The organism is Pseudothermotoga elfii DSM 9442 = NBRC 107921 (genome assembly GCF_000504085.1).
GTDB lineage: Bacteria > Thermotogota > Thermotogae > Thermotogales > DSM-5069 > Pseudothermotoga_B > Pseudothermotoga_B elfii.
Window position 1 is genome coordinate 586,891 of the sequence record NC_022792.1, and the last position, 24,329, is coordinate 611,219.

34 protein-coding genes are annotated in these 24,329 nt (G+C 39.7%); 31 read left to right on the forward strand and 3 right to left on the reverse strand.

The window, feature by feature from the left end:
- Positions 1–66 precede the first annotated feature (66 nt).
- Genes uvrC through TEL01S_RS02815 form a run of 3 tightly spaced genes read left to right on the forward strand, consistent with a single transcriptional unit; the run spans position 67 to position 3,492 of the window.
- Complete coding sequence (gene uvrC / locus TEL01S_RS02805) at positions 67–1,743, forward strand: excinuclease ABC subunit UvrC (protein ID WP_012002612.1); 1,677 nt, start codon at positions 67–69, stop codon at positions 1,741–1,743.
- A 13-nt stretch (positions 1,744–1,756) separates the two neighbouring features.
- The gene (locus TEL01S_RS02810) at positions 1,757–2,209 is read left to right on the forward strand and encodes a hypothetical protein (protein WP_012002613.1); all 453 of its coding nucleotides are present in this window, start codon (positions 1,757–1,759) and stop codon (positions 2,207–2,209) included.
- Positions 2,206–3,492 (forward strand): nucleotidyltransferase, encoded by a 1,287-nt coding sequence (locus tag TEL01S_RS02815; protein ID WP_012002614.1) that lies wholly within the window; start codon positions 2,206–2,208, stop codon positions 3,490–3,492. The genes TEL01S_RS02810 and TEL01S_RS02815 overlap by 4 nt, the downstream gene beginning before the upstream one ends.
- 16 nt (positions 3,493–3,508) lie before the next feature.
- Here the strand turns inward: TEL01S_RS02815 and TEL01S_RS02820 are convergent, their stop codons facing one another.
- From TEL01S_RS02820 to TEL01S_RS02830, 3 genes are read right to left on the reverse strand one after another with little or no spacing between them, the layout of a single operon-like run.
- Positions 3,509–3,958 (reverse strand): redoxin domain-containing protein, encoded by a 450-nt coding sequence (locus tag TEL01S_RS02820; RefSeq protein WP_012002615.1) that lies wholly within the window; start codon positions 3,956–3,958, stop codon positions 3,509–3,511.
- A 4-nt stretch (positions 3,959–3,962) separates the two neighbouring features.
- Complete coding sequence (locus TEL01S_RS02825) at positions 3,963–4,817, reverse strand: thiamine pyrophosphate-dependent enzyme (RefSeq protein WP_012002616.1); 855 nt, start codon at positions 4,815–4,817, stop codon at positions 3,963–3,965.
- Positions 4,814–6,508, reverse strand: coding sequence for a 2-oxoacid:acceptor oxidoreductase subunit alpha (locus TEL01S_RS02830; RefSeq protein ID WP_028843387.1), 1,695 nt, complete (start codon positions 6,506–6,508; stop codon positions 4,814–4,816). The genes TEL01S_RS02825 and TEL01S_RS02830 overlap by 4 nt, the downstream gene beginning before the upstream one ends.
- A 110-nt stretch (positions 6,509–6,618) precedes the next feature.
- Between TEL01S_RS02830 and TEL01S_RS02835 the strand changes: the two genes are divergently transcribed.
- The 28 genes from TEL01S_RS02835 (at position 6,619) to rplO (ending at position 24,328) form a co-directional block, all read left to right on the forward strand.
- Positions 6,619–8,157 (forward strand): LytS/YhcK type 5TM receptor domain-containing protein, encoded by a 1,539-nt coding sequence (locus TEL01S_RS02835; RefSeq protein WP_028843386.1) that lies wholly within the window; start codon positions 6,619–6,621, stop codon positions 8,155–8,157.
- The gene (locus tag TEL01S_RS02840; RefSeq protein ID WP_012002619.1) at positions 8,129–8,800 is read left to right on the forward strand and encodes a LytR/AlgR family response regulator transcription factor; all 672 of its coding nucleotides are present in this window, start codon (positions 8,129–8,131) and stop codon (positions 8,798–8,800) included. The genes TEL01S_RS02835 and TEL01S_RS02840 overlap by 29 nt, the downstream gene beginning before the upstream one ends.
- A 105-nt stretch (positions 8,801–8,905) precedes the next feature.
- A complete protein-coding gene (locus tag TEL01S_RS02845) occupies positions 8,906–10,627 on the forward strand; it encodes a carbon starvation CstA family protein (protein WP_028843385.1) in 1,722 nt (573 codons plus the stop codon).
- 303 nt (positions 10,628–10,930) lie between these two features.
- Positions 10,931–11,305, forward strand: coding sequence for a 30S ribosomal protein S12 (gene rpsL / locus TEL01S_RS02850; RefSeq protein WP_012002621.1), 375 nt, complete (start codon positions 10,931–10,933; stop codon positions 11,303–11,305).
- A 17-nt stretch (positions 11,306–11,322) separates the two neighbouring features.
- Positions 11,323–11,790 carry a 30S ribosomal protein S7 gene (gene rpsG, locus TEL01S_RS02855; RefSeq protein WP_012002622.1) on the forward strand — a complete coding sequence of 156 codons (468 nt, stop codon included), beginning with the start codon at positions 11,323–11,325 and terminating at the stop codon, positions 11,788–11,790.
- A gap of 11 nt (positions 11,791–11,801) precedes the next feature.
- On the forward strand, positions 11,802–13,886 hold the full coding sequence (gene fusA, locus TEL01S_RS02860; protein WP_012002623.1) for an elongation factor G: 2,085 nt from the start codon (positions 11,802–11,804) through the stop codon (positions 13,884–13,886).
- A gap of 20 nt (positions 13,887–13,906) precedes the next feature.
- A complete protein-coding gene (tuf, locus tag TEL01S_RS02865; protein WP_012002624.1) occupies positions 13,907–15,106 on the forward strand; it encodes an elongation factor Tu in 1,200 nt (399 codons plus the stop codon).
- Between the two features lie 65 nt (positions 15,107–15,171).
- Positions 15,172–15,480 carry a 30S ribosomal protein S10 gene (gene rpsJ, locus TEL01S_RS02870; RefSeq protein WP_012002625.1) on the forward strand — a complete coding sequence of 103 codons (309 nt, stop codon included), beginning with the start codon at positions 15,172–15,174 and terminating at the stop codon, positions 15,478–15,480.
- A 19-nt stretch (positions 15,481–15,499) separates the two neighbouring features.
- Entirely contained in the window at positions 15,500–16,132 is a 633-nt protein-coding gene (rplC, locus tag TEL01S_RS02875) for a 50S ribosomal protein L3 (protein WP_012002626.1), read from the forward strand.
- A gap of 23 nt (positions 16,133–16,155) precedes the next feature.
- A complete protein-coding gene (gene rplD / locus TEL01S_RS02880; RefSeq protein WP_012002627.1) occupies positions 16,156–16,836 on the forward strand; it encodes a 50S ribosomal protein L4 in 681 nt (226 codons plus the stop codon).
- Positions 16,833–17,135 (forward strand): 50S ribosomal protein L23, encoded by a 303-nt coding sequence (gene rplW, locus TEL01S_RS02885; protein WP_012002628.1) that lies wholly within the window; start codon positions 16,833–16,835, stop codon positions 17,133–17,135. Before rplD ends, rplW begins: the two co-directional genes overlap by 4 nt.
- A 14-nt stretch (positions 17,136–17,149) precedes the next feature.
- Positions 17,150–17,977, forward strand: coding sequence for a 50S ribosomal protein L2 (rplB, locus tag TEL01S_RS02890; RefSeq protein ID WP_012002629.1), 828 nt, complete (start codon positions 17,150–17,152; stop codon positions 17,975–17,977).
- 16 nt (positions 17,978–17,993) lie between these two features.
- Complete coding sequence (gene rpsS, locus TEL01S_RS02895) at positions 17,994–18,281, forward strand: 30S ribosomal protein S19 (RefSeq protein WP_012002630.1); 288 nt, start codon at positions 17,994–17,996, stop codon at positions 18,279–18,281.
- Between the two features lie 24 nt (positions 18,282–18,305).
- Entirely contained in the window at positions 18,306–18,725 is a 420-nt protein-coding gene (gene rplV, locus TEL01S_RS02900; RefSeq protein ID WP_012002631.1) for a 50S ribosomal protein L22, read from the forward strand.
- Between the two features lie 12 nt (positions 18,726–18,737).
- Positions 18,738–19,367, forward strand: coding sequence for a 30S ribosomal protein S3 (gene rpsC, locus TEL01S_RS02905; protein ID WP_012002632.1), 630 nt, complete (start codon positions 18,738–18,740; stop codon positions 19,365–19,367).
- A gap of 18 nt (positions 19,368–19,385) precedes the next feature.
- On the forward strand, positions 19,386–19,814 hold the full coding sequence (gene rplP, locus TEL01S_RS02910) for a 50S ribosomal protein L16 (protein ID WP_012002633.1): 429 nt from the start codon (positions 19,386–19,388) through the stop codon (positions 19,812–19,814).
- Positions 19,811–20,011 carry a 50S ribosomal protein L29 gene (gene rpmC, locus TEL01S_RS02915; protein WP_012002634.1) on the forward strand — a complete coding sequence of 67 codons (201 nt, stop codon included), beginning with the start codon at positions 19,811–19,813 and terminating at the stop codon, positions 20,009–20,011. Before rplP ends, rpmC begins: the two co-directional genes overlap by 4 nt.
- A gap of 5 nt (positions 20,012–20,016) precedes the next feature.
- Positions 20,017–20,304, forward strand: a complete 288-nt coding sequence (gene rpsQ / locus TEL01S_RS02920) for a 30S ribosomal protein S17 (RefSeq protein ID WP_012002635.1) — start codon at positions 20,017–20,019, stop codon at positions 20,302–20,304.
- Positions 20,301–20,669: a 50S ribosomal protein L14 gene (gene rplN / locus TEL01S_RS02925; protein ID WP_012002636.1), complete on the forward strand. Its 369-nt coding sequence runs from the start codon at positions 20,301–20,303 to the stop codon at positions 20,667–20,669. The genes rpsQ and rplN overlap by 4 nt, the downstream gene beginning before the upstream one ends.
- Positions 20,670–20,681: 12 nt before the next feature.
- Positions 20,682–20,999, forward strand: coding sequence for a 50S ribosomal protein L24 (rplX, locus tag TEL01S_RS02930; protein ID WP_012002637.1), 318 nt, complete (start codon positions 20,682–20,684; stop codon positions 20,997–20,999).
- A 14-nt stretch (positions 21,000–21,013) separates the two neighbouring features.
- Positions 21,014–21,565 (forward strand): 50S ribosomal protein L5, encoded by a 552-nt coding sequence (gene rplE / locus TEL01S_RS02935; RefSeq protein ID WP_028843383.1) that lies wholly within the window; start codon positions 21,014–21,016, stop codon positions 21,563–21,565.
- A gap of 13 nt (positions 21,566–21,578) precedes the next feature.
- The gene (locus tag TEL01S_RS02940) at positions 21,579–21,764 is read left to right on the forward strand and encodes a type Z 30S ribosomal protein S14 (protein ID WP_012002639.1); all 186 of its coding nucleotides are present in this window, start codon (positions 21,579–21,581) and stop codon (positions 21,762–21,764) included.
- A gap of 13 nt (positions 21,765–21,777) precedes the next feature.
- Entirely contained in the window at positions 21,778–22,182 is a 405-nt protein-coding gene (rpsH, locus tag TEL01S_RS02945; RefSeq protein WP_012002640.1) for a 30S ribosomal protein S8, read from the forward strand.
- A 12-nt stretch (positions 22,183–22,194) separates the two neighbouring features.
- Positions 22,195–22,749 (forward strand): 50S ribosomal protein L6, encoded by a 555-nt coding sequence (rplF, locus tag TEL01S_RS02950; RefSeq protein WP_028843382.1) that lies wholly within the window; start codon positions 22,195–22,197, stop codon positions 22,747–22,749.
- A 14-nt stretch (positions 22,750–22,763) separates the two neighbouring features.
- Positions 22,764–23,132, forward strand: coding sequence for a 50S ribosomal protein L18 (gene rplR, locus TEL01S_RS02955; protein WP_012002642.1), 369 nt, complete (start codon positions 22,764–22,766; stop codon positions 23,130–23,132).
- Positions 23,133–23,147: 15 nt separating this feature from the next.
- Entirely contained in the window at positions 23,148–23,684 is a 537-nt protein-coding gene (rpsE, locus tag TEL01S_RS02960) for a 30S ribosomal protein S5 (protein ID WP_012002643.1), read from the forward strand.
- 2 nt (positions 23,685–23,686) lie between these two features.
- A complete protein-coding gene (rpmD, locus tag TEL01S_RS02965) occupies positions 23,687–23,878 on the forward strand; it encodes a 50S ribosomal protein L30 (RefSeq protein ID WP_012002644.1) in 192 nt (63 codons plus the stop codon).
- Positions 23,879–23,881: 3 nt separating this feature from the next.
- Positions 23,882–24,328 carry a 50S ribosomal protein L15 gene (gene rplO, locus TEL01S_RS02970; RefSeq protein ID WP_012002645.1) on the forward strand — a complete coding sequence of 149 codons (447 nt, stop codon included), beginning with the start codon at positions 23,882–23,884 and terminating at the stop codon, positions 24,326–24,328.
- The last annotated feature ends 1 nt before the right edge of the window (position 24,329 follow it).

The following is a 24,329-nucleotide window of genomic DNA, read 5'->3' on the forward strand; positions in this document are numbered from 1 at the left end:
TCAGTATATATTTGCCTTTGCGAAATAATGAAATGATGGGATAAAATACTGTTGGGAGGTAATCAGGTGGATCTTCTCCACAAGGCGAAACTTGCACCGCTTTTGCCGGGAGTGTATATTTTTTATGGCAAAAACAAAGAATATATATATGTTGGTAAAGCTAAGCGACTCCGCAACAGGCTGCTTTCTTATTTTAACCGATCGAATGGAAAATACAGTAAAAAAATTCAGGCAATCGTGAATGAAGCAGAAGAACTGGATTATATAGTAGTTTCAAATGAAAGAGAGGCGCTTCTTCTGGAGGCAAATCTCATCTTCAATCATAAACCGAAATACAACGTAATGCTCAAGGATGCGGAATTCTATCCTTATATCGAGATAACGAAGGAGCTTTTTCCAGCCGTTCAGATAGTAAGGATAAGATCTACCGGCGGTGAATATTTTGGACCATACACAGATGTGAAATTTGTTAAAGATTTAATAGACTGCCTTCAACAGGTTTATCAGTTCAGAACCTGTCGTAGAGATATGTCCAAATCGACAAAACCATGCATGGAATTCTATATGCATCGATGTGCTGCTCCATGTACAGGTGATTTAGAACCAGATAGCTATATAAACTCATCTATACAACCACTCAGGAGGGTTCTAAATGGCGACATATCTGAGACACTGGATCTGATAGAAGAAAAAATGAAAAAACACGCGAAAATGATGGATTTCGAAAATGCAGCAAAATATAGAGATCTTCTTGTTAAGTTTGAAAATGTAATGCAAAGACAGGGTGTTGTTCTGGAGCAGTGGAGAAATCTGGATGTTATTGGAAGATTCAAAAATAGTTACGCTGTTTTGAGAATCAGAGGAGGCCATGTCGTTGGAAAGCTTTCATACGAGTTGGACTCAACGAAATTAGAAGATTTTATATTTCATTATTATATGGTTGGTAAAAATGAGTTACCAGAAGCAGTGATTCTTGAAAGAAACATTAATTTTGATGCAGAAATCTATTTTGGTAGACCGAGAGACAAATTAGAAGAAGAGTTACTGCATAAAGCCAGAGAAAACGCTAAAAATCAGGCCTATACAAGCGGTTTGAGAAAAGATCTTTTGAACAAGATGGTAAAAGTTCTTAATTTGAACAGGTATCCTATGAAAATAGAAGGTTTTGACGTGTCGCATTTGCATGGAAAATTAACAGTCGCTTCTGTCGTGGTTTTCTTTGATGGCCTTCCACGTAAAAATGAATATAGGCATTACAGATTTAATTCTGACAGGATTGACGATTTTTTGACATTAAAAGAACTTGTCAAAAGAAGATATTCCAAGCACGAATTGCCAGATATGATTTTTGTAGATGGTGGCACTGGACAAATTAATGCCGTAGTAGAGGCATTGATGGAGATCGGAAAAGAATGCGACGTTGTGGGTTTAGCAAAGCAGAATGAGATTGTTTGTACACGTTTTGGTGAACTGATATTACCGTTTGACAGTCCTATTTTAAGGACGCTTGTGCGTATTAGAGATGAGGCCCACAGATTTGCAAATAGCTTCCATAGAAAACTGCGAAGAAAGAGTGCATTGAGTTCGATTCTTGATGAAATTCCAGGTATTGGTCCGAAGAGAAAGAAAAAATTGATCGAAGCTTTTGGCAGTGTAAAAAATATCAGGTCAGCCACTTTACAAGAGATCGCTGAAGTACTTGGAAGTAGAAAATTAGCTGCTGAGATACTTTCGAGATTATGAGGTGGTATTCAGTATGAAAATAGCCAATTATCTGATCATGCTTCTGGGGATCTTTTGTGCTTCTATAGGTTTTCTGATGCTTTCAGTATATGGTGTTGCAGTCTATCTTTCACCAATGCTCGAGGAAATGTTAAATCTTACGATAAATACGTCAAAGTGGTTTTTATTTGTTGTTCTTTTGACAATTTCTTCTGGTATCTGTATCAGTTATTACAGCTTGGCAAAGGCTAACAGGGATAATTATATGATATTTCTTTCATTTACTGTTATAGCAAATGGTTTTTCATTTTTTGTTCAGCTTTTCAGAATGGTGGTTCATGGAATTGCCTGGGTAGGAGTTGAACTTCTTGGCGAGCATGGAGATGTGAAAACCGTTCAGTATCTGTCGATAGGTTTTCTTTTGTTTACATTAGTTAATTTTGTACTCAGCTTGAGTATTTTGAGGGGAGAGAGAGTATCTCATTGAGAGTTTTAGGAATTATTGTTGAGTACAATCCATTTCACAACGGGCATCTTTATCATTTGCGAAAAGCGAAAGAACTGGTAAAACCAGATTATACAGTTGCCGTTATGAGTGGCAGCTTTTGTCAGAGGGGAGAGCCGGCTATAATTGACAAGTTTTCTAGAGCTGAGATAGCACTTCAGAATGGTGTTGATGTTGTATTTGAGTTGCCTTTTGTCTATGCTCTGCAGGATGCCGGGGGATTTGCAAAAGGTGCGGTCTGGTTACTTGAAAAAATGAATGTTGTCACAGACCTGGTTTTTGGTAGTGAATCAGGAAATCTCAGCTTTCTCAACAAAATAGCTGATGTTATGATAAATCAGCCCTATCCTTTTCCGGAAATTATGAAAGAAGAATTGAAAAAAGGTTATTCATTCCCAAATGCAAGAAAATATGCACTGATGAAATATTTTGAACGAACTGGGGAGATGAATCCTCGAGAAGTGCTTAAAATAGAAAAGTCCAATGATATACTTGGCGTGGAATATGTGAGATCTCTGAAAGAACTTGGTAGCAAGATAAATGTGCAACTAATAAAAAGAGTTGGAGCAGATGAAAAAGATAAAGTTTTTAAAGGTAAATTCCCAAGCGCCACATCGGTGAGAAATATGATTTTTAAAGGGGACTGGTCAGGCGTCAGTCGTGCTGTGCCAGACAGCAGCCTTCAGATTATTTCCAGAGAGCTCAACGAAGGTCGAGGACCAGTTACTTTATCGCAACTTGAAGAGATTTTGTTAGCAAAACTCAGACTTTCTTCTAAAAAAGAGCTTCAGATGCTGTATGGTTTTAGCGAAGGTATTGATGTGAGGTTCTCAAATTGTGCTTTGAAAACTGGTGATCTTGAAGAATTTTTCAATTGTGTTAAAGCAAAACGTTTCACAATGAGCAAGATCAGAAGATTGTCGCTTTATGCCCTCTTTGAGTTAAAGCAGGATTTAATTGTTCAGTGCAATGAGAAGGGGCCACAGTATCTCAGAGTTCTGGGCTTCACAAACAATGGCAGGAAACTTCTGTCCATAGTAAAGAGGAAGGCATCAGTGCCAGTAGTATCAGTATGTTCGCTTTACAAAAAAATACTCTCGAAAGCTCTGAAAAATAAAGAAGGAAGATTCGAGGTTGATGAAAAATTGTTCGAACACCAGTTGCGTTTGGATATCAAATCCACTTCTATTCACTCGCTTCTTTTTCCATCTAAAAGCGAAAGAAACGGAGAGAGAGATTTTAGAATCCCTCCCATCATGGTTTAGTAAAAAGTAAAATGTATTATTTCTTAAGAAAACCAATCAATTCTTCGATATCTGGTAGTTCTTCTATTGGATAGATTTTATAAAAGATTACTACCTTGTTTTCATCCAGAATAACATTGGCTCGTTCTGAAAAGCCATCTTTTTCTCGAAACAAACCGAATGATTTTGCGATTTCGCCATGTGGCCAGAAATCAGTAATCAGGGGCAATTTTTTAATATTTAAAGACTCCGCCCATGCTTTTTTGCTGGGAAGTGGATCGACACTTACTCCGAAGGGAGCAACATTCAATTTGGCAAAAACGTCGTATTTTTCTTCAATTGAAAGCATTTGTTTGCTGCAGATAGATGTCCATGCAAGCGGATGAAAAGAAAGGAGCACCTTCTTTTGCAAATGATAAAGTTTTTCTATTTTTCCGTTATGGTCTTTTAGCGATAAATTATCAATTTTTTTCCCCAAAAATTCCATTTTATCAACCCCTTCTGATATCTAAAATTTCCTTTATTTTTGCAAGATCGTGTTTTCTTTTAAAAATTGCATCCCTGTTTTTAGAATAAATTGGTAATTGCTCTTCAAAAGTAGGTTTTTCCTGTTTGTAAAATATTCCCAGTGGTAGGGGGTCTACTTCTATTGCTTTCGCAAAAGCGGCAGATATATCCGAAGGATTGTGGTTTTTGAAATAATATGTGTGCTCCTTAAACCATTTATATGTATTTATTTTGTTAAAAGTGACACATGGTTGAAGAATATCAACAATGGCCAGTCCTTTATGAGTAATAGCCTGTTTGATTATTTCTTTTGTTTGCTCTGTGTCTGCACAGTACGCCCTTGCAACAAAAGATGCTCTCTGAGAAATTGCCAGAGATATAGGATTTATTGGATCAGATATTGTTCCCTGAATCTGCACAGGTGTTGTGAATCCTTTTGGGCTTGTAGGAGAAGCTTGCCCTTTAGTCAAACCATATACCATATTGTTGTGAATCAAGACTGTTATATCAGGATTTCTTCTTATTGTGTGTAACAGGTGGTTACCCCCTTCACCGTACATACATCCATCCCCACTTTCAGCTATTACTATTAAATCGGGGTTACAGGCTTTTATTGCGGTTGCTACAGGTAAACTTCTTCCGTGAAGCCCGTTAAAATAATTACACTTTATGTACTGAGGTGCTTTCGCTGCCTGTCCTATTCCTGAAACTATTACCAGTTTTTCTGGAGGGATATTTAATTCCTGGAGAGTCTTTCTCAGTATATCATGTATAGCGTAGTTACCACACCCTGGGCACCAGGCAATGTCGATATTTGGAATATTATATTCTGTATTCATACTTCTCCCTCCTCTGTAAATTGCTCAAATACATTTTTTATTTCCTCAACGCTGAAGGGCATACCGTCATATTTCGTAACCTTCTTTGAATGGTCGAGATTTGCAAAAGTTTTTAACAAGGAAGCAAACTGCGAGGTAAAGTTGTTCTCTATGATGACAACTTTCTTTGCCATATCAAAATATTTCTTTAAGTCCCTCGGCAATGGGTAAAGTTGTACCAAATGCAAGACAGCTATGTTTTCAAATGATTGTGCGGCTTCTTTCACAATTTCCTTTGTTGATCCAAAGCATACAGCAAGGACTTCATAACCGCTATTTCCTGTTAACTCTGGGGTATAGTAGTCTTTGAAATTTGACATCTTTTTCATTCTCTTTTCCACCATCATTTTTCTCATCTCAAAATCTTCAGTTATTCTCCCCGATTCATCATGTTCATCACTATCGACACAAACTAATCCTTCACCCCATCCCGGAATACCTCTTGGTGATATACCTTTTTGTGTTAACTTGTATCTTAAATAATCAGAATCAGTTTTTATTAAATAATTTTCTATATTCTCAGGTAAAGGTACATTCTCAATGTTGTAAATCATATCCATCAAGTACTGGTCTGTTAGAATCAGAGCGGGTATCTGATATTTATCAGCAATCTGAAAAGCTTTCCAGGAGCATAAAAATGCCTCTTCTAAATTTCCTGGCGCGTAGATTACACGGGGAAATTCACCATGCCCTGCATACAGGGCAAACATGAGGTCAGCCTGTTCGGTTCTTGTTGGTAAACCTGTTGCAGGTCCAGGTCTTTGCGCTAAATGTACAACTATTGGGCTTTCTATCATCCCGGCGAGGCTCAGCCCCTCAGTCATAAGAGCAAATCCACCTCCAGATGTCGTGACCATGGCCCTTCCCCCAGCGTACCACGCTCCAAGAGCCATGTTGATTGCAGATATTTCGTCTTCGGCCTGCTCGACAATAAGATCGAAATTGTCGGAAAGCTTTGCTAATTGCACTAAAACTCCTGTTGATGGCGACATGGGGTATGAAGAGATAAAGTTGCATCCGCCGGCTAAAGCGCCGAATGCAACTGCTTCAGCACCGCTCAGCAGAAATTGATCACATATTTGTTTATTTTGCTTCAGCTTGGTAATCGAAAGCTTCTTTTTCGATGCAAGACCATTCTTATATCCGGATTTTACCGCCTCAAGATTCTGGAATATTACTTCTTTGCTCTTTTTTGAAAAATACTGTTTGACAATGTTCATGGTATTTTCAAGATCAACTCCCAGTAAAGCTGTTGCAAAACCAATCATCACAGAATTTGCATAAATTTTGTTTCCCAGTGCACTGGCAGTCTTCAAAAGAGGTATGCGGAGCACCTTCAAAGTATCATCGATACCTGGAAACTCCTCATCAACCACCAGAATCGAATCACTGCTTAATCTGTTTGATATACGTTTTAAATGCGAGACATCGTTTGATAAAAAGAGAGCAAAATCTGCTTTCTGTTTGAAAGCACGCACCGGTATATCGCTGACTCTTATTAAAGTAGAGTTACTTCCTCCTCTTACTCTTGACATATACTCTTTATAGCTGAAGACGTTCAATCCGGCTTTTTTGAAAATTTTTGGCAGTAAAACTTCAACTGTTTGAATACCTTGCCCTGCTTCACCAGCAATAATAAAGGAATACTCCATAAAACTCACTCCTTAAAATTTTGGAAAAACAATAAAAGTTAAGGCTTGTTTTATTTAATTCTATCACAAGTTTTACTTTTCAAGTTGTAGAATCTTTTTGGAGAGATTGCATGTTTTTAGCTATAACCCTTTTGAGCCGTGTGGCATTGTTAGGATTAATAGTATTTGTTGTGATTCAGTCTTATTCTGCCAGGATTTCACTGGCGAAAATCTTCAACACTAAAAAACCCTATATACTTGGTTTGCTTGGTGGCATCTTTGGTGTGGCAGGTAATTTCCTTGGTTTGCCTTACAAAGGTGCAATAATCAATTTTCGAGATATGGGTATAATTGTTACAGCCCTTTATGGGGGTTTTCCAGCGGCTTTGATAGGCAGCACGATTGCTTCCATTCACAGATATTTACTTGGCGGTCCAGCGGCTTTTGCGTGTGCCCTGGGGACAATCGGCGCCGGGCTATTTTCAAGTGTTTTTAGAAAACGATTTTTCCATTCGAAAAACAAAATTCTTGCAGGGAGCGTAGTTGCTATTTTTGCGGAGTTAATACACCTATCGATAGCCTATTTTTTTATATACCCACCAGAACTGGCGGCAGATATCGTTTTCAATGCACTAATCCCGATGACTGTGTCGAATTTTCTCGGTGTTGGACTCACACTCACTCTGGTTAAACAGAGTGAGCTGTATGTAAAAAATTTTTCCTCGCAGATTTTCTCAATCACACTTAGAGTTTTTGAAAGCGCTGTTAGACTACTGGAAAATCCAAATATGGAGAATCTAAACCTCTTTTCAAAAGATCTGGCAAAAATACTGAATGTCGATAAATTAACAATAAAACTCGAGGATGAGTTTAAACCAGAGAGAAAAAAGGGCGAATGCAGGCTCTTTATCCCACTAATTTCCAGAGGAAAGATCATCGGTCGAATCGTCGTTGAAAATCGAGATGGTTTCGACGAGGACCAGATTTTCATGATAAAGCAAATTTCAAAGTTCGTTGAGATAGTTGTTATTGGTGCTACAGCTGTTCGTGAGGCAATACTTGCCCGGGAAGCAATGATGAGAGATTTCATGTCCAAGTTAGGTCCACATTTTATTTTCAATACACTTGCAAGCATCAGATATCTTACTGTTAATAATGCAAATGACGCTGTAAAGATGATCGATAATCTATCAGAGTTATTGAGATATTATTTCAAAAATCAGAAGGCTTTTGTCTCTCTTGATGAAGAAATCAAAATAATCGAGTGTTATTTGTCGATAATGAAAGCGAGATATGGCGATATTTTGAGTTATCATATAAATGTAACAGGAGATTTTAGAAATCATCCTGTTCCGCCCATGATTCTTCAACCAGTAATTGAGAATGCAGTTGAGCATGGCGAAAAAAATGGAAAGATCTATGTAAAAATAGAAGCTGAAAAATATGGCGATTATATGATTTTGAAAGTTTCTGACAGCGGTAAAGGTTTGTCCAGGGGTTTTAAGAAAGGCGTTGGAATGAAACTCCTGGAAACAAGATTAGAAAATATTTACTCAAAAAAAGCGAGTGTAAAATATGTAAACGATAACGGACTGACAGTTTTAATAAAAATTCCGCTGGAGTGTGAAAGTGTGAATATGTATGATAAAAGTGGCTATTCTGGAAGATGAGCAGCTTGCCAGGGACAATTTAGAGCAGTTGATCAGAAAATATAGTGAATTTGAGCTGGTGGGATCTTTTTCAACAGGAAGAGAATTGTTGAGACATCTGAAAGATATCGATGTTGTATTTTTGGATGTGCGGCTTTCTGGCGAATCTGGTTTAGATGTTTCAAAAAAAATAAAAAGTACGGGTATCGTCTTTGTAACAGCATATCCAGAATATGCCGTGGAAGCTTTTGAAGTAAATGCCATAGATTATCTGGTTAAACCTGTGAGTGAAGAGCGATTCAGTGAATGTGTTGAAAAAATCTCACAGATTTGTTCACGATCGCTTGCCAAACTTCCTGTAAAAGATTTTGATGGAATATTATTGATTGATTTTAAAGATATTCTTTTCATAGAAGCTTTTGGGAAAAAATGCATGGCATGCACAATAAATGGAGAATATGAAGTTTATCATTGGAATATATCCCATCTTGAGAGAAGACTTCCTCGAGAATTCGTCAGAGTTCACAAGTCTTATATTTGCAACCTCGAGCACGTGAAAAAAATATTATGTTCTCCATGTTTTCAAATAGAGATGGAGAACTCCAAATTGATACCTGTTTCGAAAAAATATCAGAAATTTGTCAAGTCTGTTTTGTTGCGTTGAAGATTATTTTCCACTCATTTGTTCCAAAAAAAATGCTATTTATTCCCTCCTTGTTTTTCCTAGACCATAGAATAGTTAATACAAACTAAGGTGGGAGGGAAGGAAATGAACTCGCTGGTGCTTATGTTGATCTCTTTTTTTGGTTATATAATTGCGTACAACACATATGGAAAATGGCTTTCAAGGAAATTATTTCAGCTTAAGGATGATAATCCAGTACCTTCAAAGAAATTTCAGGATGGAGTTGATTATGTTCCTACCAAGAGACATATTTTACTCGGTCACCACTTTACCACAATAGCAGGAACAGGACCCATAGTTGGTCCTGCAATAGGTGTCATTTGGGGTTGGCTGCCAGCATTCCTCTGGGTATTCCTTGGGCCAATATTTGCAGGTGGTGTTCATGATTTTGCCTCGTTAGTTATCTCATCACGACATGGTGGTAAAACGCTTGGTGAGATGACAAAGGGAATAGTTTCAAACAGGGTAGGGGTGATCTTTCTAATTCTGATTCAATTTCTTCTCTGGTTAGTTGTTGCAGTTTTTGCTATGATTATGGGAATTTTATTTGACATGTATCCTCAAAGTGTCCTGAGCATCTGGATGGAGGTTCCCATAGCTATTTGGGTTGGTTATATGGTCTATAAGAAGGGAAAAAAGGATACCTTTTATTCTATCTTGGGTTTGATACTTCTCTATGTTTTTGCTGTTATTGGTATATATCTTCCCATGAAGATACCTCAAATGGGCCCTGTTTCACCGATTGTAACCTGGATAGTGATACTCCTTGTTTATGCTTATTTTGCCTCTACTTTGCCGGTGCAAACACTTTTACAACCGCGTGATTATATAAACTCACACGAGCTCTTGGTACTCATGGCTGTTCTCTCAATAGGGGTTATAATATCAAGACCACAGGTAGTAGCTCCAGTTTATCAGCATGCGCCTGGTGCCCCAAATCTGTGGCCTGTTCTTTTTGTGACGATAGCTTGCGGAGCTATAAGCGGTTTTCACAGTTTTGCTTCCTCAGGAACGACAGTCAAACAACTTGAAAGAGAAACAGATGCGCAATTTGTCGGTTATGGCGGTATGCTTCTTGAGGGAGCTCTTGCGACATTAATCATCATAGCAGTGACAGCTGGTGTGGGAATGTTCGGAGCCGGAAGTTCTGGATATTTCAATTATTACTCCTCTTGGTCCACAACCGCTGGAGCAGGGTTAGCTGCACAATTGAAAGCAATTGTTGATGGTGCTTCTAATTTAATGAAAACAGTAGGTATACCTAAGGAATTGGGAGCTACATTAATGGCAATTTTTGTTGTGTCTTTTGCTGGAACAACACTTGATTCTGCTACGAGAATACAGAGATTCGGATTAGAAGAGCTGTTCAGGGGCAAAGGCAAAAAACCGATAGGACCTTTTAAAAATAGATATTTTACAACTTTTGTCGTAGTAATAGCCGCATTCGGACTATGTATGGTTTCACCTGACGGAAAAGGTGCATTAAAATTGTGGCCAGTGTTTGGCGCGTTGAATCAGCTTCTTGCCGGCCTTGCCTTGATGATAGCAACAGTATACTTAGCTAAAAAGAGAAAACCTATCTGGCCGACCTTGCTTCCAATGATCTTTATGCTTCTCATGACTGTCTGGGCTACTATTTCAAATCTAACCGGTTATATTCGGTCACAAAACTGGCTTCTTGTTTTCATAACACTTGTTACGTTAATTATAGCTGTATGGATGATAATAGAAGCCTTTATATCGATGGCAAAAGCTTATAAGAAAAAACAGGTTTATCAGGAAGAATTCGCGAAATCTGATGAATAATATTTCTCTGTCAAATTTTGCCAAAATATAATGATGTGGGGTTTACCCACATCATTTTTATTTTCAATCACCAAAAAGATATTTTGAATATCATCGAAATTATTCAGTCGTTTAGTTTTGAATATAGTAATTTCTATCTTTATGAAAAAAATCGAAATAATAATTTCAATTCATTGTTGCCTGAGTAGCTCAAAATAATAGTATAATCAAGCTTGCTGAATCCGTTTTTAAGATTAATAGTTGACAGAAATAAGTTATTGTAATAAAATCGCCATTTGGTACGTCATCGAAGGGAGGATATAAATGCCAACTATAAACCAGTTAATCAGGCTTGGTAGAGAAAGAAAAGTTGAAAAACCAAAAGCACCGGCTCTTCAGGGAAATCCGCAAAAGCGCGGAGTCTGTGTTCGTGTAACCACGATGACGCCGAAGAAACCAAATTCAGCGTTGAGAAAAATTGCAAGGGTCAGGTTGTCGAATGGTATAGAAGTCACGGCTTATATACCTGGAATAGGCCATAACCTTCAGGAACATTCAGTTGTTCTTGTTAGAGGTGGAAGGGTCAAAGATCTTCCGGGTATAAGATACAAGATTATTCGTGGAACTCTTGACACAGCCGGGGTTGAAAACAGAAAACAATCCCGAAGCAAATATGGAGCTAAGAGGCCTAAAAAGTAGTTTGGGAGGATGGTTGAATGAGAAGAAGAAGAGCTGAGGTAAGAAAAATAGCTCCCGATCCTGTTTATAGCGATATCCTTGTCGCTAAACTTGTGAATAGAATAATGTGGGATGGGAAAAAGGCAGTGGCACAGAAGATAGTGTACAGATCTTTTGAATACATTCAAGAAAAATCTGGAAAAGATCCACTTGAAGTTTTTCAAAAGGCAATCGAAAATGTTCGTCCGGTTTTGGAAGTCAGACCAAGACGTGTTGGTGGGGCAACTTATCAGGTACCGGTAGAGGTTCAAGAACCAAGAAAAACCTCTCTTGCGCTCAGATGGATTGTTGCTGCGGCTCGTGCCAAAAAAGGTAAACCAATGTATGTAAGACTTGCTGAGGAAATTCTTGCTTCTTATCAAGGAACCGGTACTGCAATGAAAAAGAAAGAAGACGTTCATAAAATGGCGGAGGCGAACAGAGCATTCGCACATTTGCGGTGGTGAAAGGAAAACTTATGCTGGAGATTGAGGCGCTTTATGTACCACTCAGTAAGTTGCGTAACATAGGAATAATGGCACATATAGATGCCGGTAAAACAACTACAACAGAGCGTATACTTTATTATACCGGTCGTAAACACGTGCTGGGTAGCGTTGATGAAGGAACTGCCACAATGGATTGGATGGAGCAGGAAAAAGAGCGCGGGATAACTATTAAAGCCGCTGCTACAACTTGTTTCTGGAAAGAACACCGTATAAATATAATCGATACGCCCGGACACGTGGATTTTACAGTTGAGGTTGAAAGAGCATTAAGAGTACTTGATGGCGCGGTAGCTGTTTTTGATGCTACAGCTGGAGTTGAACCGCAAAGTGAAACTGTCTGGAGGCAGGCTGAAAGATATTCAGTTCCAAGAATTGCGTTTATGAACAAAATGGATAAAACTGGCGCGGATTTTTTCATGTCTATAAAAAGCATGGTTGAAAAGCTCCATGCTAAGCCAGTTGCGATACAGGTTCCGATAGGAGCAGAGAAAGATTTCATAGGTGTAGTAGATCTTATTGAGATGAAAGCCATAACGTGGACAAGTGAAGATGGAAGTGAATTTATCAAGCACGAGATTCCCGAAAACATGTTGGATCTTGCAGAGGAAATGCGCGAGGAAATGATATCGATGCTTGCAGAAGAAGACGAAGAACTTTTGGAGCTTTATTTGGAAGAACAAGAGTTGCCTGTAGAAAAAATCAAGGATATTCTGAGAAAGGCAACTATAAACAATAAACTGGTTCCAGTTCTGTGTGGTGCTGCTGCAAGAAATAAGGGAATTCAACCATTGCTGGATGCAGTTGTGGATTATCTGCCTTCACCAATTGATATTCCTGCTGTCAAAGCAATTACCCCTTCTGGTGAAGAGATACAGATTCCTCCCTCAGTGGAGGGAGATTTTGCTGGGCTGGCTTTCAAAATACAGACAGATCCTTATGTTGGTAAGCTGGCTTATGTGCGTGTTTATTCTGGTAAACTTGAAAAGGGATCATATGTTTATAACTCGACAAAACAGATTCGTGAGCGCGTGGCAAGACTTATATTTATGCATGCTGATAAAAGAGAAGATGCCGAGTATGCAAGAGCAGGTGATATAGTAGCGATTATAGGCTTGAAAAACACGACCACAGGCGATACGTTGTGTTCACAGGAACGGCCAGTTCTTCTGGAAAAGATGAGTTTTCCTGAGCCAGTTATTTCTATAGCAATTGAACCATTGACGCGTGACGATGAAGAAAGAATGGTTAAAGCTGTTGCGGCATTGTCAGAAGAAGATCCAACTTTGCGTATTAATGTGGATAGAGAAACTGGTCAGGTAGTGCTTTCGGGGATGGGCGAGCTTCATCTGGAAATTGTTACAGACAGGTTAAAAAGAGAATTTGGTGTAAATGTTAGAGTTGGAAGACCACAAGTTTCTTACCGTGAGACAATTCGACAGACTGGAACAGCTGAGGGAAAGTATGTAAGGCAAACTGGCGGAAGAGGTCAATATGGGCATGTTATTATGAAATTTGAGCCGTTGCCTCTTGACGGAGAAAAGCAATTTGAGTTTATCAATAAAACAGTTGGAGGAGTAATACCAAGAGAATATATCCCTGCTATTGAAGAAGGTGTAAAGGAAGCTATGGAAATGGGAGTCCTTGCAGGTTATCCTATGATAGGTGTAAGGGCTGTCTTGCTTGATGGTTCTTATCATGAAGTCGATTCGTCTGAAATAGCTTTCAAAGTGGCTGCAAGTCTTGCTTTTAAGAATGCAATGAAAATTTGCCAGCCTGTTCTTCTGGAACCTGTTATGAAATTAGAGGTGGTTGTTCCGGAGGAATATGTAGGAGGTATAATAGCTGATTTAAATGCGAGAAGAGCACAGATAGAGTCACTGGAAAGCAGAATAAATTTGAGAGTTATAAAAGCGTTTGTACCACTTTCTGAACTTTTTGGGTACGCAACCACGTTGCGATCTCTCAGTCAGGGTAGAGCAGTTCATGTAGCTCAGTTTTCTCACTACAAGGAAGCTCCAGATAAAGTTGTTGAAAAAGTACTCAAGGTTGTTTAGGTGTGAAGGAGGGAGAATGAATGGCTAAGGAAAAATTTGTAAGAACTAAGCCACATGTCAACGTCGGTACAATAGGCCACATAGACCACGGTAAAACGACGCTGACCGCAGCAATAACTAAATACCTATCTTACAAAGGTTTTGCTTCTTTTGTGCCTTTTGAGCAGATTGACAAAGCTCCCGAGGAAAAGGCGAGAGGTATAACCATCAATATTACGCATGTTGAATATCAGTCAGAGAAGAGACATTATGCTCATATTGATTGCCCTGGACATGCGGACTATATCAAAAACATGATTACGGGCGCTGCTCAGATGGACGGTGCTATACTGGTTGTGGCTGCAACAGATGGTCCAATGCCACAGACTCGCGAGCATGTTCTTCTTGCGAGACAAGTTAATGTTCCTGCTATGGTTGTGTTTTTGAATAAAGTCGATGCAGTTGATGATCAGGAACTTGTTGATTTGGTGGAAATGGAAGTTAGAGACCTTCTGACAAAGTACGAATTTCCAGGGGATGAAATCCCAGTTATTAGAGGTTCTGCCTTGCTTGCTTTAGAGGCAAACGATCCAAATGATGCTGCATACAAACCTATACAGGAGCTGATCGACGCGCTTGATAGTTATATTCCCGAGCCTGTTCGCGAAGTTGATAAACCATTCCTGATGGCTGTTGAGGATGTTTTCTCTATAACTGGTAGGGGAACTGTTGCAACTGGAAGAATTGAGCGCGGGAAAATCAGGCCCGGTGACGAAGTTGAAATAGTTGGTCTGAGTTACGAAACCAGAAAGACCGTTGTCACCAGTGTCGAAATGTTCAGAAAAGAACTTGACGAAGGTCTCGCAGGCGATAATGTAGGTTGTTTACTTAGAGGAATAGATAAAGACGAAATTGAGCGTGGACAGGTTCTTGCAGCACCGGGATCAATAACGCCCCATACGACTTTTAAAGCTAATGTGTATGTGTTGAAGAAAGAAGAAGGTGGAAGACATACTCCGTTTATGAAAGGCTACAGACCACAGTTCTTTATAAGAACAGCAGATGTCACTGGTGAAATCACCGAACTTGGTAACAATGCCGAAATGGTCATGCCTGGGGATAATGCTATTTTGACTATAAAATTGATATATCCGGTCGCAATTGAAAAAGGTATGCGATTTGCTATTAGAGAAGGTGGAAGAACAGTTGGTGCAGGTGTAGTAGCCGAGATCGTGGAATAAATCTTAAGAGAGTCGGGGAGCGATGCTCCCCACTCGTTTTGTAGAAGAGGGAGGGAACGAAATTTATGCCTGGACAGAAGATCAGAATAAAACTTAAAGCTTACGACCACGAAGTTCTTGATGAATCAGCAAAAAAAATAGTTGAGGTGGCAAAATCTACAAATGCGAAGATCTCCGGTCCCATTCCTTTGCCAACTGAACGTGCTTTGTACGTGGTCTTAAGATCACCTCATAAGCATAAAGACTCGCGGGAGCAGTTTGAAAAGCGCGTTCATAAGAGACTTATAGACATAATTGAACCATCTCCGAAAACAATTGATGCCTTGATGAAGATAAACCTCCCAGCAGGGGTCGACGTGGAGATCAAACTCTAATCGCCGGAGGTGTGACGCGATGAAAATGATACTTGGTAGAAAAATTGGAATGACCCGATTGTTTATAAACGATGTATCAATTCCTGTAACTGTTGTTCGTGCAGGACCTTGTTATGTCGTTCAGAAGAAAAATCCTCAAATTGATGGTTATTGTGCAATTCAAGTGGGTTTTGAGCATTTGAAAAGAGTTAACAAACCCCTTGAAGGTCATTTTAAGAAAGCACAGGTTAAGCCTTTGAGGTTGCTTAGAGAGATAAGACTTGAAGATGAAAATGAGCTTGATTCATACGAAATTGGTCAGGAAATAAAATTGGATATTTTTCAACCAGGTGAAAAAGTGGATATCACTGGCTGGACCAAAGGTAGGGGATTTTCTGGAGGAATTAAACGATGGGGATTTTCTGGAGGTCCCCGTGCTCATGGTTCAAAATTCCATCGCGAACTGGGATCGCTTGGCCAGCACACCGAGCCTGCAAAAATTTTTAAAGGTAAAAAGATGCCTGGTAGATATGGAAATGAGCGCGTGACAATACATAATCTCGAAGTAATCAAAATTGATCTGGAAAACAATCTATTAGTACTCAAAGGTTCAGTTCCAGGTGCGAGGGGAAGCCTGGTTATTATAAAGAGTCCCAGGAGAACCCGAAAATGAGCCACCTTAAGGAGGAATAAAAGATGGCAGTTGTTGATCTTTATAATATGAAGGGTGAGAAAGTTGGCACTCAGGAATTAAAAGATGACATATTCAATATTGAACCAAATTTTGATGTTATGTGGAGATATGTGGATTATCAGCTTTCTTTGAGAAGGGCAGGTACTGTTTCAACAAAGACACGGTCGGAAGTAAGCGGTGGTGGAAGGAAACCATGGATTCAAAAACATACCGGTAGAGCAAGGCATGGGTCTATAAGATCTCCCATCTGGCGTCATGGTGGGGTAGCCCATGGTCCAAAGCCGAGAGACTGGTCAAAAAAATTGCCAAAGAAAATGAAAAAACTTGCCCTGAAGTCAGCTTTATCACAGAGATTTAAAGAGGGAAACATAATAGTGGTTGATGATATTGGGTTTGACAGTTCAAAAACCAAAAACATGAGACAACTTATTAAGGCTTTCGGATTTGAAGGAAAGAAAATCCTTTTCGTCCTACCGTGGAAAAGGTCAGAATATGAAAATGTGAAACTTTCATGCAAAAATATTCCTGGCTTGAAAGCCATTATAGCTGATAATCCTGGTGCCACTCGAGAAAATGAATCCATAATGAGAATAGATGGCTTAAATGTTTTTGACATATTGAACCATGAAAAGCTTGTGCTAACTCGCGATATGGTTATGAAGATTGAGGAGGTGCTGGGATGAACCAGCAAAAACTCACACATTATGATATATTAATTAAGCCAATCACAACAGAGAAAACGATGTTAGACAGGGAAAAACGAAAGTACGTTTTTGAGGTTAACGTGCTATCAAACAAAGCTCTTGTTAAAAATGCTGTTGAATCTCTTTTCAACGTTAAGGTGGAAAAAGTTAATATTTCCCTGGTTAAACCTAAACCGAAGAGAAGAGGAAGGTTTGAAGGCAAAACAAGAAGATGGAAAAAAGCCGTTGTAACTTTAAAAGAAGGATACACGATAAAAGAGCTTGAAGGCCAACAGTAAGAGAGGTGGAAATCATGGGACTGAGAAAATATAAGCCTGCCACACCCGGGGTACGTTTCATGATTCGAAATGATTTTTCAGGTTTGACCAAAAAAGAACCGGAAAAATCCTTATTAGTACCTTTAAAGAAAACCGGTGGGAGAAATCATTATGGTCGTATAACAGTACGCTTTCGAGGTGGTGGTCATAAAAGGCAGTACCGTTTGATAGATTTTAAGCGCGATAAGATAGGTATACCAGCAAAAGTTTCTGCTATAGAGTATGACCCAAATAGATCAGCAAGAATAGCTTTGCTTGTTTATGCCGATGGAGAAAAGAGATATATTCTGGCACCAAATGGACTTCAAGTTGGGGATACAGTTCTAAGCGGTATCGATGCGGAAATACGTGTTGGCAATGCGTTGCCGCTTGAAAACATTCCACTTGGAACACTTTTGCACAATGTTGAGATAAGACCTGGATCTGGTGGGAAGATAGCAAGATCTGCAGGAGTTTCCTGCCAGCTTATGGCTAAGGAAGGAAATTATGCGTTACTTAGAATGCCTTCTGGCGAACTGAGAAAAGTGCACATAAAATGTTACGCAACGATTGGTGTTGTTGGTAATGAAGATCATAAAAATGAAGTCTTTGGAAAAGCTGGAAGAACTCGCTGGATAGGAAGAAAGCCTCATGTTAGAGGAATGGTCATGAATCCTGTGGATCACCCGATGGGTGGTGGCGAAGGAAGAGGTAAAGGTCAGCATCCAGTTACGCCTTGGGGTATGCCAACCAAAGGTTATAAAACCAGACGTGGTCGTAGAGCTTCTGATAAATTCATAGTTCGCAGACGCAATCAAGTCTAAGGAGGTGTAGTAAGAAATGGCACGTTCTCGTAAAAAAGGTCCGTATGTCGACCCTAAGTTATTGAAAAAAATCAGGATGCTTAACGAGAGTGGGGAAAAGAAAATTGTTAAGACGTGGAGCAGAGCATCAACCATTGTTCCTGAAATGGTTGGACACACTATAGCAGTCCACAACGGTTTAAAACATATACCAGTTTACATAACTGAGAATATGGTTGGTCATAGACTTGGAGAATTTGCACCAACAAGGAGATTTGGTGGCCACGCTGACAAGAAAGCAGCAACTAAAGGACAGGTAAGATGATATCGAAGGGAGGAAATGGAGTCGATGGTGAGTGAAAACGAAAAAACCAGAAGGCCCAAAAGATCTATTCAACACCGACAGAATAAAGATGAAAATAATATAGAAATAAAAGCTGTCGCTAAATTTCTCAGAGCGTCACCGAGGAAAGTCAGGTCAGTTGCCAATACAATCCGTGGCAAATCAGTTTCAGAGGCTTTCCAGGTGCTTGAAATGTCGCCTAAGAAGGCTGCAAGGCTTATTGAGAAAGTTTTACGATCAGCTGTTGCAAATGCCGAAAATAATGCAAATTTGAGCAGTGATAGTTTATATATTTCTCGCTGCTTTGTTGATGATGGTCCAAGATACAAAAGAATATGGCCTCGTGGTAGGGGCAGAGCTGATATAATTCAAAGGCGTATGTGCCATGTTACTGTTGCTGTAAAGAGTATAGAAGCGAAATCTTAGTGAGGTGATACGGTGGGTCAGAAAGTACATCCCAGAGGATTTAGGTTAGGAGTTAGCGCCGATTGGCAAACGAGATGGTTCAATGAGAAGAATTACGCAACGTGGCTTAAGGAAGATGAGGAGATAAGAAAAGTTGTAAAAAATGCCTACAGTCAGGCCGGCATAAGTGAAGTGTTCATAGAACGACCAGACAACGAAAGTGTTACGATAACAATCAAAACAGCTCGCCCCGGCGTAATAATAGGAAAGAAAGGTGCTGAAATAGGTAAGCTTAGAGAAGATCTTGAAAAAGAGCTTAACAGGCGTGTTATTGTAAATGTAGAAGAAATAAAAACGCCCGAGACTGATGCACAACTCGTTGCTGAAAATATTGCCGGTAGAATTGAAAAAAGAGCTTCTTATAAAAGAGCGATGAAACGAGCTTTGTCCGATGCCCTTAGAAAAGGGGCCACTGGTGTCAAAGTCATGGTTTCCGGTAGACTTGCCGGTGCAGAAATTGCAAGACGCGAATGGTATCTGAGAGGCAGGTTACCTCTTCAAACAGTTAGAGCAGTTGTAGATTATGGTACGGCTACTGCCAAGACTAAGTATGGGACTATTGGAATAAAGGTCTGGATATATAAAGGAGATGCAGAGGTTTAGTAAGAGGAGGGCTTTAAGATGTTGATGCCTAAGAGGGTAAAATACAGAAAGCAGCAGCGCGGTAGAATGCGCGGAGAAGCAAAAGGTGGAACCACCGTTGATTTTGGTGAATGGGGTCTGAAGGCTCTGGCACCAGCCTGGATAACTGCGCAACAAATAGAGGCAGGGCGTATAGCTATAATGAGGGTTATGAAAAGAAGTGGAAAGCTATGGATAAGAGTTTTTCCAGATAAGCCCTACACGAAAAAGCCTGCTGAGAGTAGACAGGGTAAAGGGAAAGGAAACGTTGAAGGTTGGGTTAGTGTGGTAAAACCGGGAAAGATTATTTTCGAGATAGCCGGTGTTGATGAAAATACGGCGAAAGAAGCTTTAAAATATGCAGCGAGTAAATTTCCTATCCCAACAAAAATAGTCTCAAGATCAAATATCGGAGGTGAGGCTGTATGAAGGCAGCCGAAATCCGAAACTATTCGGACGAAGAACTGAAAAAATTGCTGTTGGAAAAGAAAAAACAGCTCATGGATATGAGATTTCAACACGCTATGGGTCAACTTAGAAACACTGCACAAATCAAAGAAGTGAGAAGAGATATAGCAAGAATCAGAACAATTCTTCGAGAAAGAGAACTCGGTATAAGGAGGTAAGTCCGATGTCTAAAAAGAGGCTAACAGGTGTTGTCGTGAGTAATAAAATGGACAAAACGGTGGTTGTTGAAGTAACAAGAAAACTGGAACATCCTGTGTACAAAAAGTACATTCAAAGATCCAAAAAATATTATGCACATGATGAAAAAAATGAATGCAAAGCTGGCGATACCGTTCTTATAGAAGAGACAAGACCACTCAGCAAAATGAAAAGATGGCGCGTTGTTGAAGTTCTTAAAAGAGAAGTCATAGCAGAGGAAACACTCAATACCAAGGAGAGTGAAGAGGTATGATTCAAAATGAAAGTTACCTCAATGTTGCAGATAACTCCGGGGCTAAGAAACTACGAGTTATAAGAGTGATGGGAGGCTTTCACAAAAAGTATGGGACTGTGGGAGATATAGTTGTTTGCTCTGTCAGAGATGTTGTTCCGAATACAGGTATCAAGAAAGGGGAAGTAGTCAAAGCTGTGATTGTGAGGACGAAGAAACCCGTCAGAAGACCTGATGGTACGTATATAAGATTTGATGATAACGCAGCTGTATTGATCGATAAATTCAACGAACCTCGGGGAACGCGTGTTTTTGGTCCTGTCGCACGAGAGATAAGAGAAAAAGGATATATGAAGATAATATCTCTTGCTCCGGAAGTATTATGAGAGGTGAGTAATGTGAGAGTAAAAAAGGATGATCTTGTAGAAGTTATCTCTGGAAAAGATAAAGGAAAAAGAGGAAAAGTTTTGAAGGTTCTACCGAGAGAAAATAAAGTAGTTATACAGGGGGTCAATATAGTTAAGCGACATCAAAGACCTATTCCGCAGCTTAGAGAGGGAGGAATAATTGAAAGAGAGGCGCCAATATATGCATCCAAAGTTATGCTTGTATGTCCGAATTGTGATAAGCCTACAAGAGTTGGCATGCGATTTCTTGACGATGGTGCTAAAGTGAGATTTTGTAAGAAATGTGGTGAGATTGTAGACAAGGCGTGAGGAGGAATAAAAGTATGGTTACTCAGTACATTCCGCTTAAAGAAAAATATGAAAAGGAAGTTGTACCAAAGCTGATGAAAGAGTTTAATTACAGAAATATAAATCAGGTTCCGCGAATTGAAAAAATTGTCATAAATATGGGTATAGGCGAAGGATCAAGAAATGCTGATCTACTTAACAAACACCTTAAAGAGCTTGCAGCTATAACTGGACAGAAGCCAGTGATTACAAAAGCTAAGAAAAGTATTTCCAATTTCAAGATCAGGAAAGGTATGAATGTGGGCTTAAAAGTCACATTACGAGGCTTGAGAATGTGGAATTTTCTGTACAAAATTGCAAATATAGTTTTGCCAAAAGTGAGGGACTTTAGAGGACTTAATCCGAATTCTTTTGATGGGCATGGAAATTATAGCTTTGGACTTACCGAGCAATTTGTTTTTCCAGAAATAACCCCTGATCAATCACCAAAAACCCAGGGTATGGATATAGTGATTGTTACCACCGCAAGAACAGATGCTGAAGCTTTCAAATTACTTGAATTTCTTGGATTTCCCTTTAAGCGCTGAGAGGAGGTAAACAATGCCGAGAAAAGGAATAATAGAAAGATGGAAGAGGCCAAAAAAGTTTAAAGTTCGCGAATACACTAGATGTTCCGTGTGTGGAAGACCAAAAGCTGTTTATAGAGAATTCGGCTTGTGCAGAGTTTGCTTCAGGAAAATGGCACTTGAAGGCAAACTCCCTGGTGTCAAAAAGGCAAGCTGGTAAGGGAGGGAAAATCATGTGGAGTGACCCGATAGCCGATATGCTCACGAGAATAAGGAACGCTAATGTGGTTTTTAAAGAATACGTAGATGTTCCTGCCTCAAACATTAAAAAGGCGATCTGTGAAATATTGAAAAAGGAAGGATTCATACATGATTATAAGTATATAGAGGATGGTAAACAGGGAATTTTGAGAATACACATGAAATACAAGGGCCAGAGAAGAGATAGAGAAAGAGTTATCAAGGGAATCGTGAGAGTTTCGAAGCCTGGAAGGCGCCTGTACGTCTCAAAAGATGAGATACCCAAGGTGAAAAACGGTATAGGTGTCGCAATACTCACTACCTCTAAGGGCGTAGTGACTGATAAAGAAGCTCGTGTCCTTGGAGTTGGAGGCGAAGTCATAGCATATATATGGTGAGGAGGTGAAGAAATGTCTAAACTTGGAAAAAAACCGATCTTGATACCTTCGGGAGTTCAAATTAATATAGAAGGGGACATGATAAGCGTTAAGGGACCAAAGGGGACTTTATCGCAACGCTTATCTCCTTATATTAAAGTGGCTATTGAAGAAAATAAACTCTGGGTTCAACAAAACGAGGAATCTATAGTTCGCAGGTCCCAGAGAAAAATGCTGAGGACATTTCAGGGTACTTACTGGTCTTTGATTAAAAATATGATAGCCGGCGTGACTGAGGGATTTGAGAAGCAACTGGAAATAGTCGGGGTTGGTTACAGGGCTCAACTTCAGGGTAATAAAGTTTCTTTGCAATTGGGATACACTCACCCTATTGTTCTTGAGCCACCAGCAGGCGTGTCTGTCGAAGTTCCTGCACCGAATGTCGTTGTTGTTAAAGGAATTGACAAACAAAAAGTTGGTCAGTTTGCTGCAGAAGTTAGGTCCTGGAGAAAAGTCAATGTTTACAGCGGTAAAGGTGTGAAATACAGAAACGAAGTAGTGAAATTGAAGGAAGGTAAGAAAGCTTAAGGGAGGCATGTGACGTGATAAAAAAAGAAGATAGAAAATTCAAAAGGATAAAAAGGCATCTGCGAATCAGAAAAAAAGTCTTTGGGACTTCTGAAAGACCAAGACTTTCTGTATTCAGAAGCGAGAAACATATATATGCTCAGATAATTGATGATACAAAAGGACACACTCTTGTTTCGGCTTCGACCCTTGATCCTGATCTGAGGGCAAGAATAGCAAAAACATACAACAAAGAGGCTGCTAAAGAAGTAGGAAAACTTGTCGCCCAAAAAGCTTTGAGCAAAGGAATATCACAGGTTGTTTTTGACCGCGGTGGCTTTAAATTCCACGGCAGGATCAGGGAACTCGCTGATGCAGCGAGAGAAGCTGGTTTGAAGTTCTGAGGAGGTGCTGAAAAAATGGATGAGATACTCGAGGAAGAATTGGAAAAAAAGGAATCTGAGGAATTTGAGGAACGTATAGTTGAAATCAGAAGAACAGCAAAGGTTACTAAAGGAGGAAAAACTTTAAGTTTCAGAGTGCTTGCTGTTGTTGGAAATAGAAAGGGAAAAGTTGGAGTTGGCGTAGGTAAAGCAAGAGAAGTACCGGAGGCTATAAGAAAAGCTATAGCGGCTGCTCGTGCTTCAGTTGTTGAGATTCCTCTTTACAAAACAACTATCCCGCACGAGGTTTTTGGAAGACAAGATGCGTCAAAAGTGCTTTTAAGACCTGCTGCACCAGGCACGGGAATTATTGCTGGAAGTACAGTCAGGGCTGTTGTTGAGCTTGCTGGCGTTCAGAATGTGTTAACTAAATGCCTTGGATCAACTGCGTCGGTGAATTTAGCTCTTGCAACTCTTAACGGATTGAAAGACCTTGTTTCTCCTGAAAAAGCAGCCAAGTTGAGAGATATAACTCCTGCTCAGGTTTTATATGGAGCCAGGAAGGAGGCTTAAATATGGCAAAAATTAAGATAGAGCTTGTCAAAAGCCCAATAGGTTATAAATATGATCAGCGTGATACGCTTAAAGCTCTTGGCCTGAGAAAGGTTCATGATGTTGTGATACAACCGGATATACCTCAGATAAGAGGGATGATTAACAAAGTAAGGCACCTTGTTTTAGTAAAAGCACTTGAGGAGGAGGAATGAACCATGACAAAACTTGAGGATCTCAGACCAACTCCAGGCTCTGTTAAACCCCGAAAAAGAGTTGGCAGAGGTATTGGATCTGGCCATGGTAAGACCAGTGGCAGAGGTCATAAGGGGCAGAAATCTCGCGGCTCCGGTAAGGTCCACATGTGGCTTGAGGGAGGTCAAACTCCTCTTCACAGAAGACTTCCAAAAGTTGGATTTAAAAGCTTTACGCACAAAAACTATGCAATAGTAAATATAAGGTTACTCGAGGAAAAATTCAGTGCTAACGATGAGATTACTCCAGAATTATTACTTGAAAAGGGATTCATAAAAAAGATCAAAGATGGTGTAAAAATACTTGGTTCAGGAGAGCTGACAAAGCCATTAATAGTTAAAGCACATGCCTTCAGCAATAGCGCAAAAAAAGCTATAGAGATGGTTGGTGGCAAGGTAGAGGTGATATAGC

Coding starts and splice junctions, on each gene's coding strand:
- TEL01S_RS02810 (WP_012002613.1), top strand. CDS start 1,757: ATGAAAATAGCCAATTATCTGATCATGCTTCTGGGGATCTTTTGTGCT.
- TEL01S_RS02820 (WP_012002615.1), bottom strand. CDS start 3,958: ATGGAATTTTTGGGGAAAAAAATTGATAATTTATCGCTAAAAGACCAT.
- TEL01S_RS02825 (WP_012002616.1), bottom strand. CDS start 4,817: ATGAATACAGAATATAATATTCCAAATATCGACATTGCCTGGTGCCCA.
- TEL01S_RS02830 (WP_028843387.1), bottom strand. CDS start 6,508: ATGGAGTATTCCTTTATTATTGCTGGTGAAGCAGGGCAAGGTATTCAA.
- TEL01S_RS02835 (WP_028843386.1), top strand. CDS start 6,619: ATGTTTTTAGCTATAACCCTTTTGAGCCGTGTGGCATTGTTAGGATTA.
- TEL01S_RS02840 (WP_012002619.1), top strand. CDS start 8,129: ATGATAAAAGTGGCTATTCTGGAAGATGAGCAGCTTGCCAGGGACAAT.
- TEL01S_RS02845 (WP_028843385.1), top strand. CDS start 8,906: ATGAACTCGCTGGTGCTTATGTTGATCTCTTTTTTTGGTTATATAATT.
- rpsL (WP_012002621.1), top strand. CDS start 10,931: ATGCCAACTATAAACCAGTTAATCAGGCTTGGTAGAGAAAGAAAAGTT.
- rpsG (WP_012002622.1), top strand. CDS start 11,323: ATGAGAAGAAGAAGAGCTGAGGTAAGAAAAATAGCTCCCGATCCTGTT.
- fusA (WP_012002623.1), top strand. CDS start 11,802: ATGCTGGAGATTGAGGCGCTTTATGTACCACTCAGTAAGTTGCGTAAC.
- tuf (WP_012002624.1), top strand. CDS start 13,907: ATGGCTAAGGAAAAATTTGTAAGAACTAAGCCACATGTCAACGTCGGT.
- rpsJ (WP_012002625.1), top strand. CDS start 15,172: ATGCCTGGACAGAAGATCAGAATAAAACTTAAAGCTTACGACCACGAA.
- rplC (WP_012002626.1), top strand. CDS start 15,500: ATGAAAATGATACTTGGTAGAAAAATTGGAATGACCCGATTGTTTATA.
- rplD (WP_012002627.1), top strand. CDS start 16,156: ATGGCAGTTGTTGATCTTTATAATATGAAGGGTGAGAAAGTTGGCACT.
- rplW (WP_012002628.1), top strand. CDS start 16,833: ATGAACCAGCAAAAACTCACACATTATGATATATTAATTAAGCCAATC.
- rplB (WP_012002629.1), top strand. CDS start 17,150: ATGGGACTGAGAAAATATAAGCCTGCCACACCCGGGGTACGTTTCATG.
- rpsS (WP_012002630.1), top strand. CDS start 17,994: ATGGCACGTTCTCGTAAAAAAGGTCCGTATGTCGACCCTAAGTTATTG.
- rplV (WP_012002631.1), top strand. CDS start 18,306: ATGGTGAGTGAAAACGAAAAAACCAGAAGGCCCAAAAGATCTATTCAA.
- rplP (WP_012002633.1), top strand. CDS start 19,386: ATGTTGATGCCTAAGAGGGTAAAATACAGAAAGCAGCAGCGCGGTAGA.
- rpmC (WP_012002634.1), top strand. CDS start 19,811: ATGAAGGCAGCCGAAATCCGAAACTATTCGGACGAAGAACTGAAAAAA.
- rpsQ (WP_012002635.1), top strand. CDS start 20,017: ATGTCTAAAAAGAGGCTAACAGGTGTTGTCGTGAGTAATAAAATGGAC.
- rplN (WP_012002636.1), top strand. CDS start 20,301: ATGATTCAAAATGAAAGTTACCTCAATGTTGCAGATAACTCCGGGGCT.
- rplE (WP_028843383.1), top strand. CDS start 21,014: ATGGTTACTCAGTACATTCCGCTTAAAGAAAAATATGAAAAGGAAGTT.
- TEL01S_RS02940 (WP_012002639.1), top strand. CDS start 21,579: ATGCCGAGAAAAGGAATAATAGAAAGATGGAAGAGGCCAAAAAAGTTT.
- rpsH (WP_012002640.1), top strand. CDS start 21,778: ATGTGGAGTGACCCGATAGCCGATATGCTCACGAGAATAAGGAACGCT.
- rplF (WP_028843382.1), top strand. CDS start 22,195: ATGTCTAAACTTGGAAAAAAACCGATCTTGATACCTTCGGGAGTTCAA.
- rpsE (WP_012002643.1), top strand. CDS start 23,148: ATGGATGAGATACTCGAGGAAGAATTGGAAAAAAAGGAATCTGAGGAA.
- rpmD (WP_012002644.1), top strand. CDS start 23,687: ATGGCAAAAATTAAGATAGAGCTTGTCAAAAGCCCAATAGGTTATAAA.
- rplO (WP_012002645.1), top strand. CDS start 23,882: ATGACAAAACTTGAGGATCTCAGACCAACTCCAGGCTCTGTTAAACCC.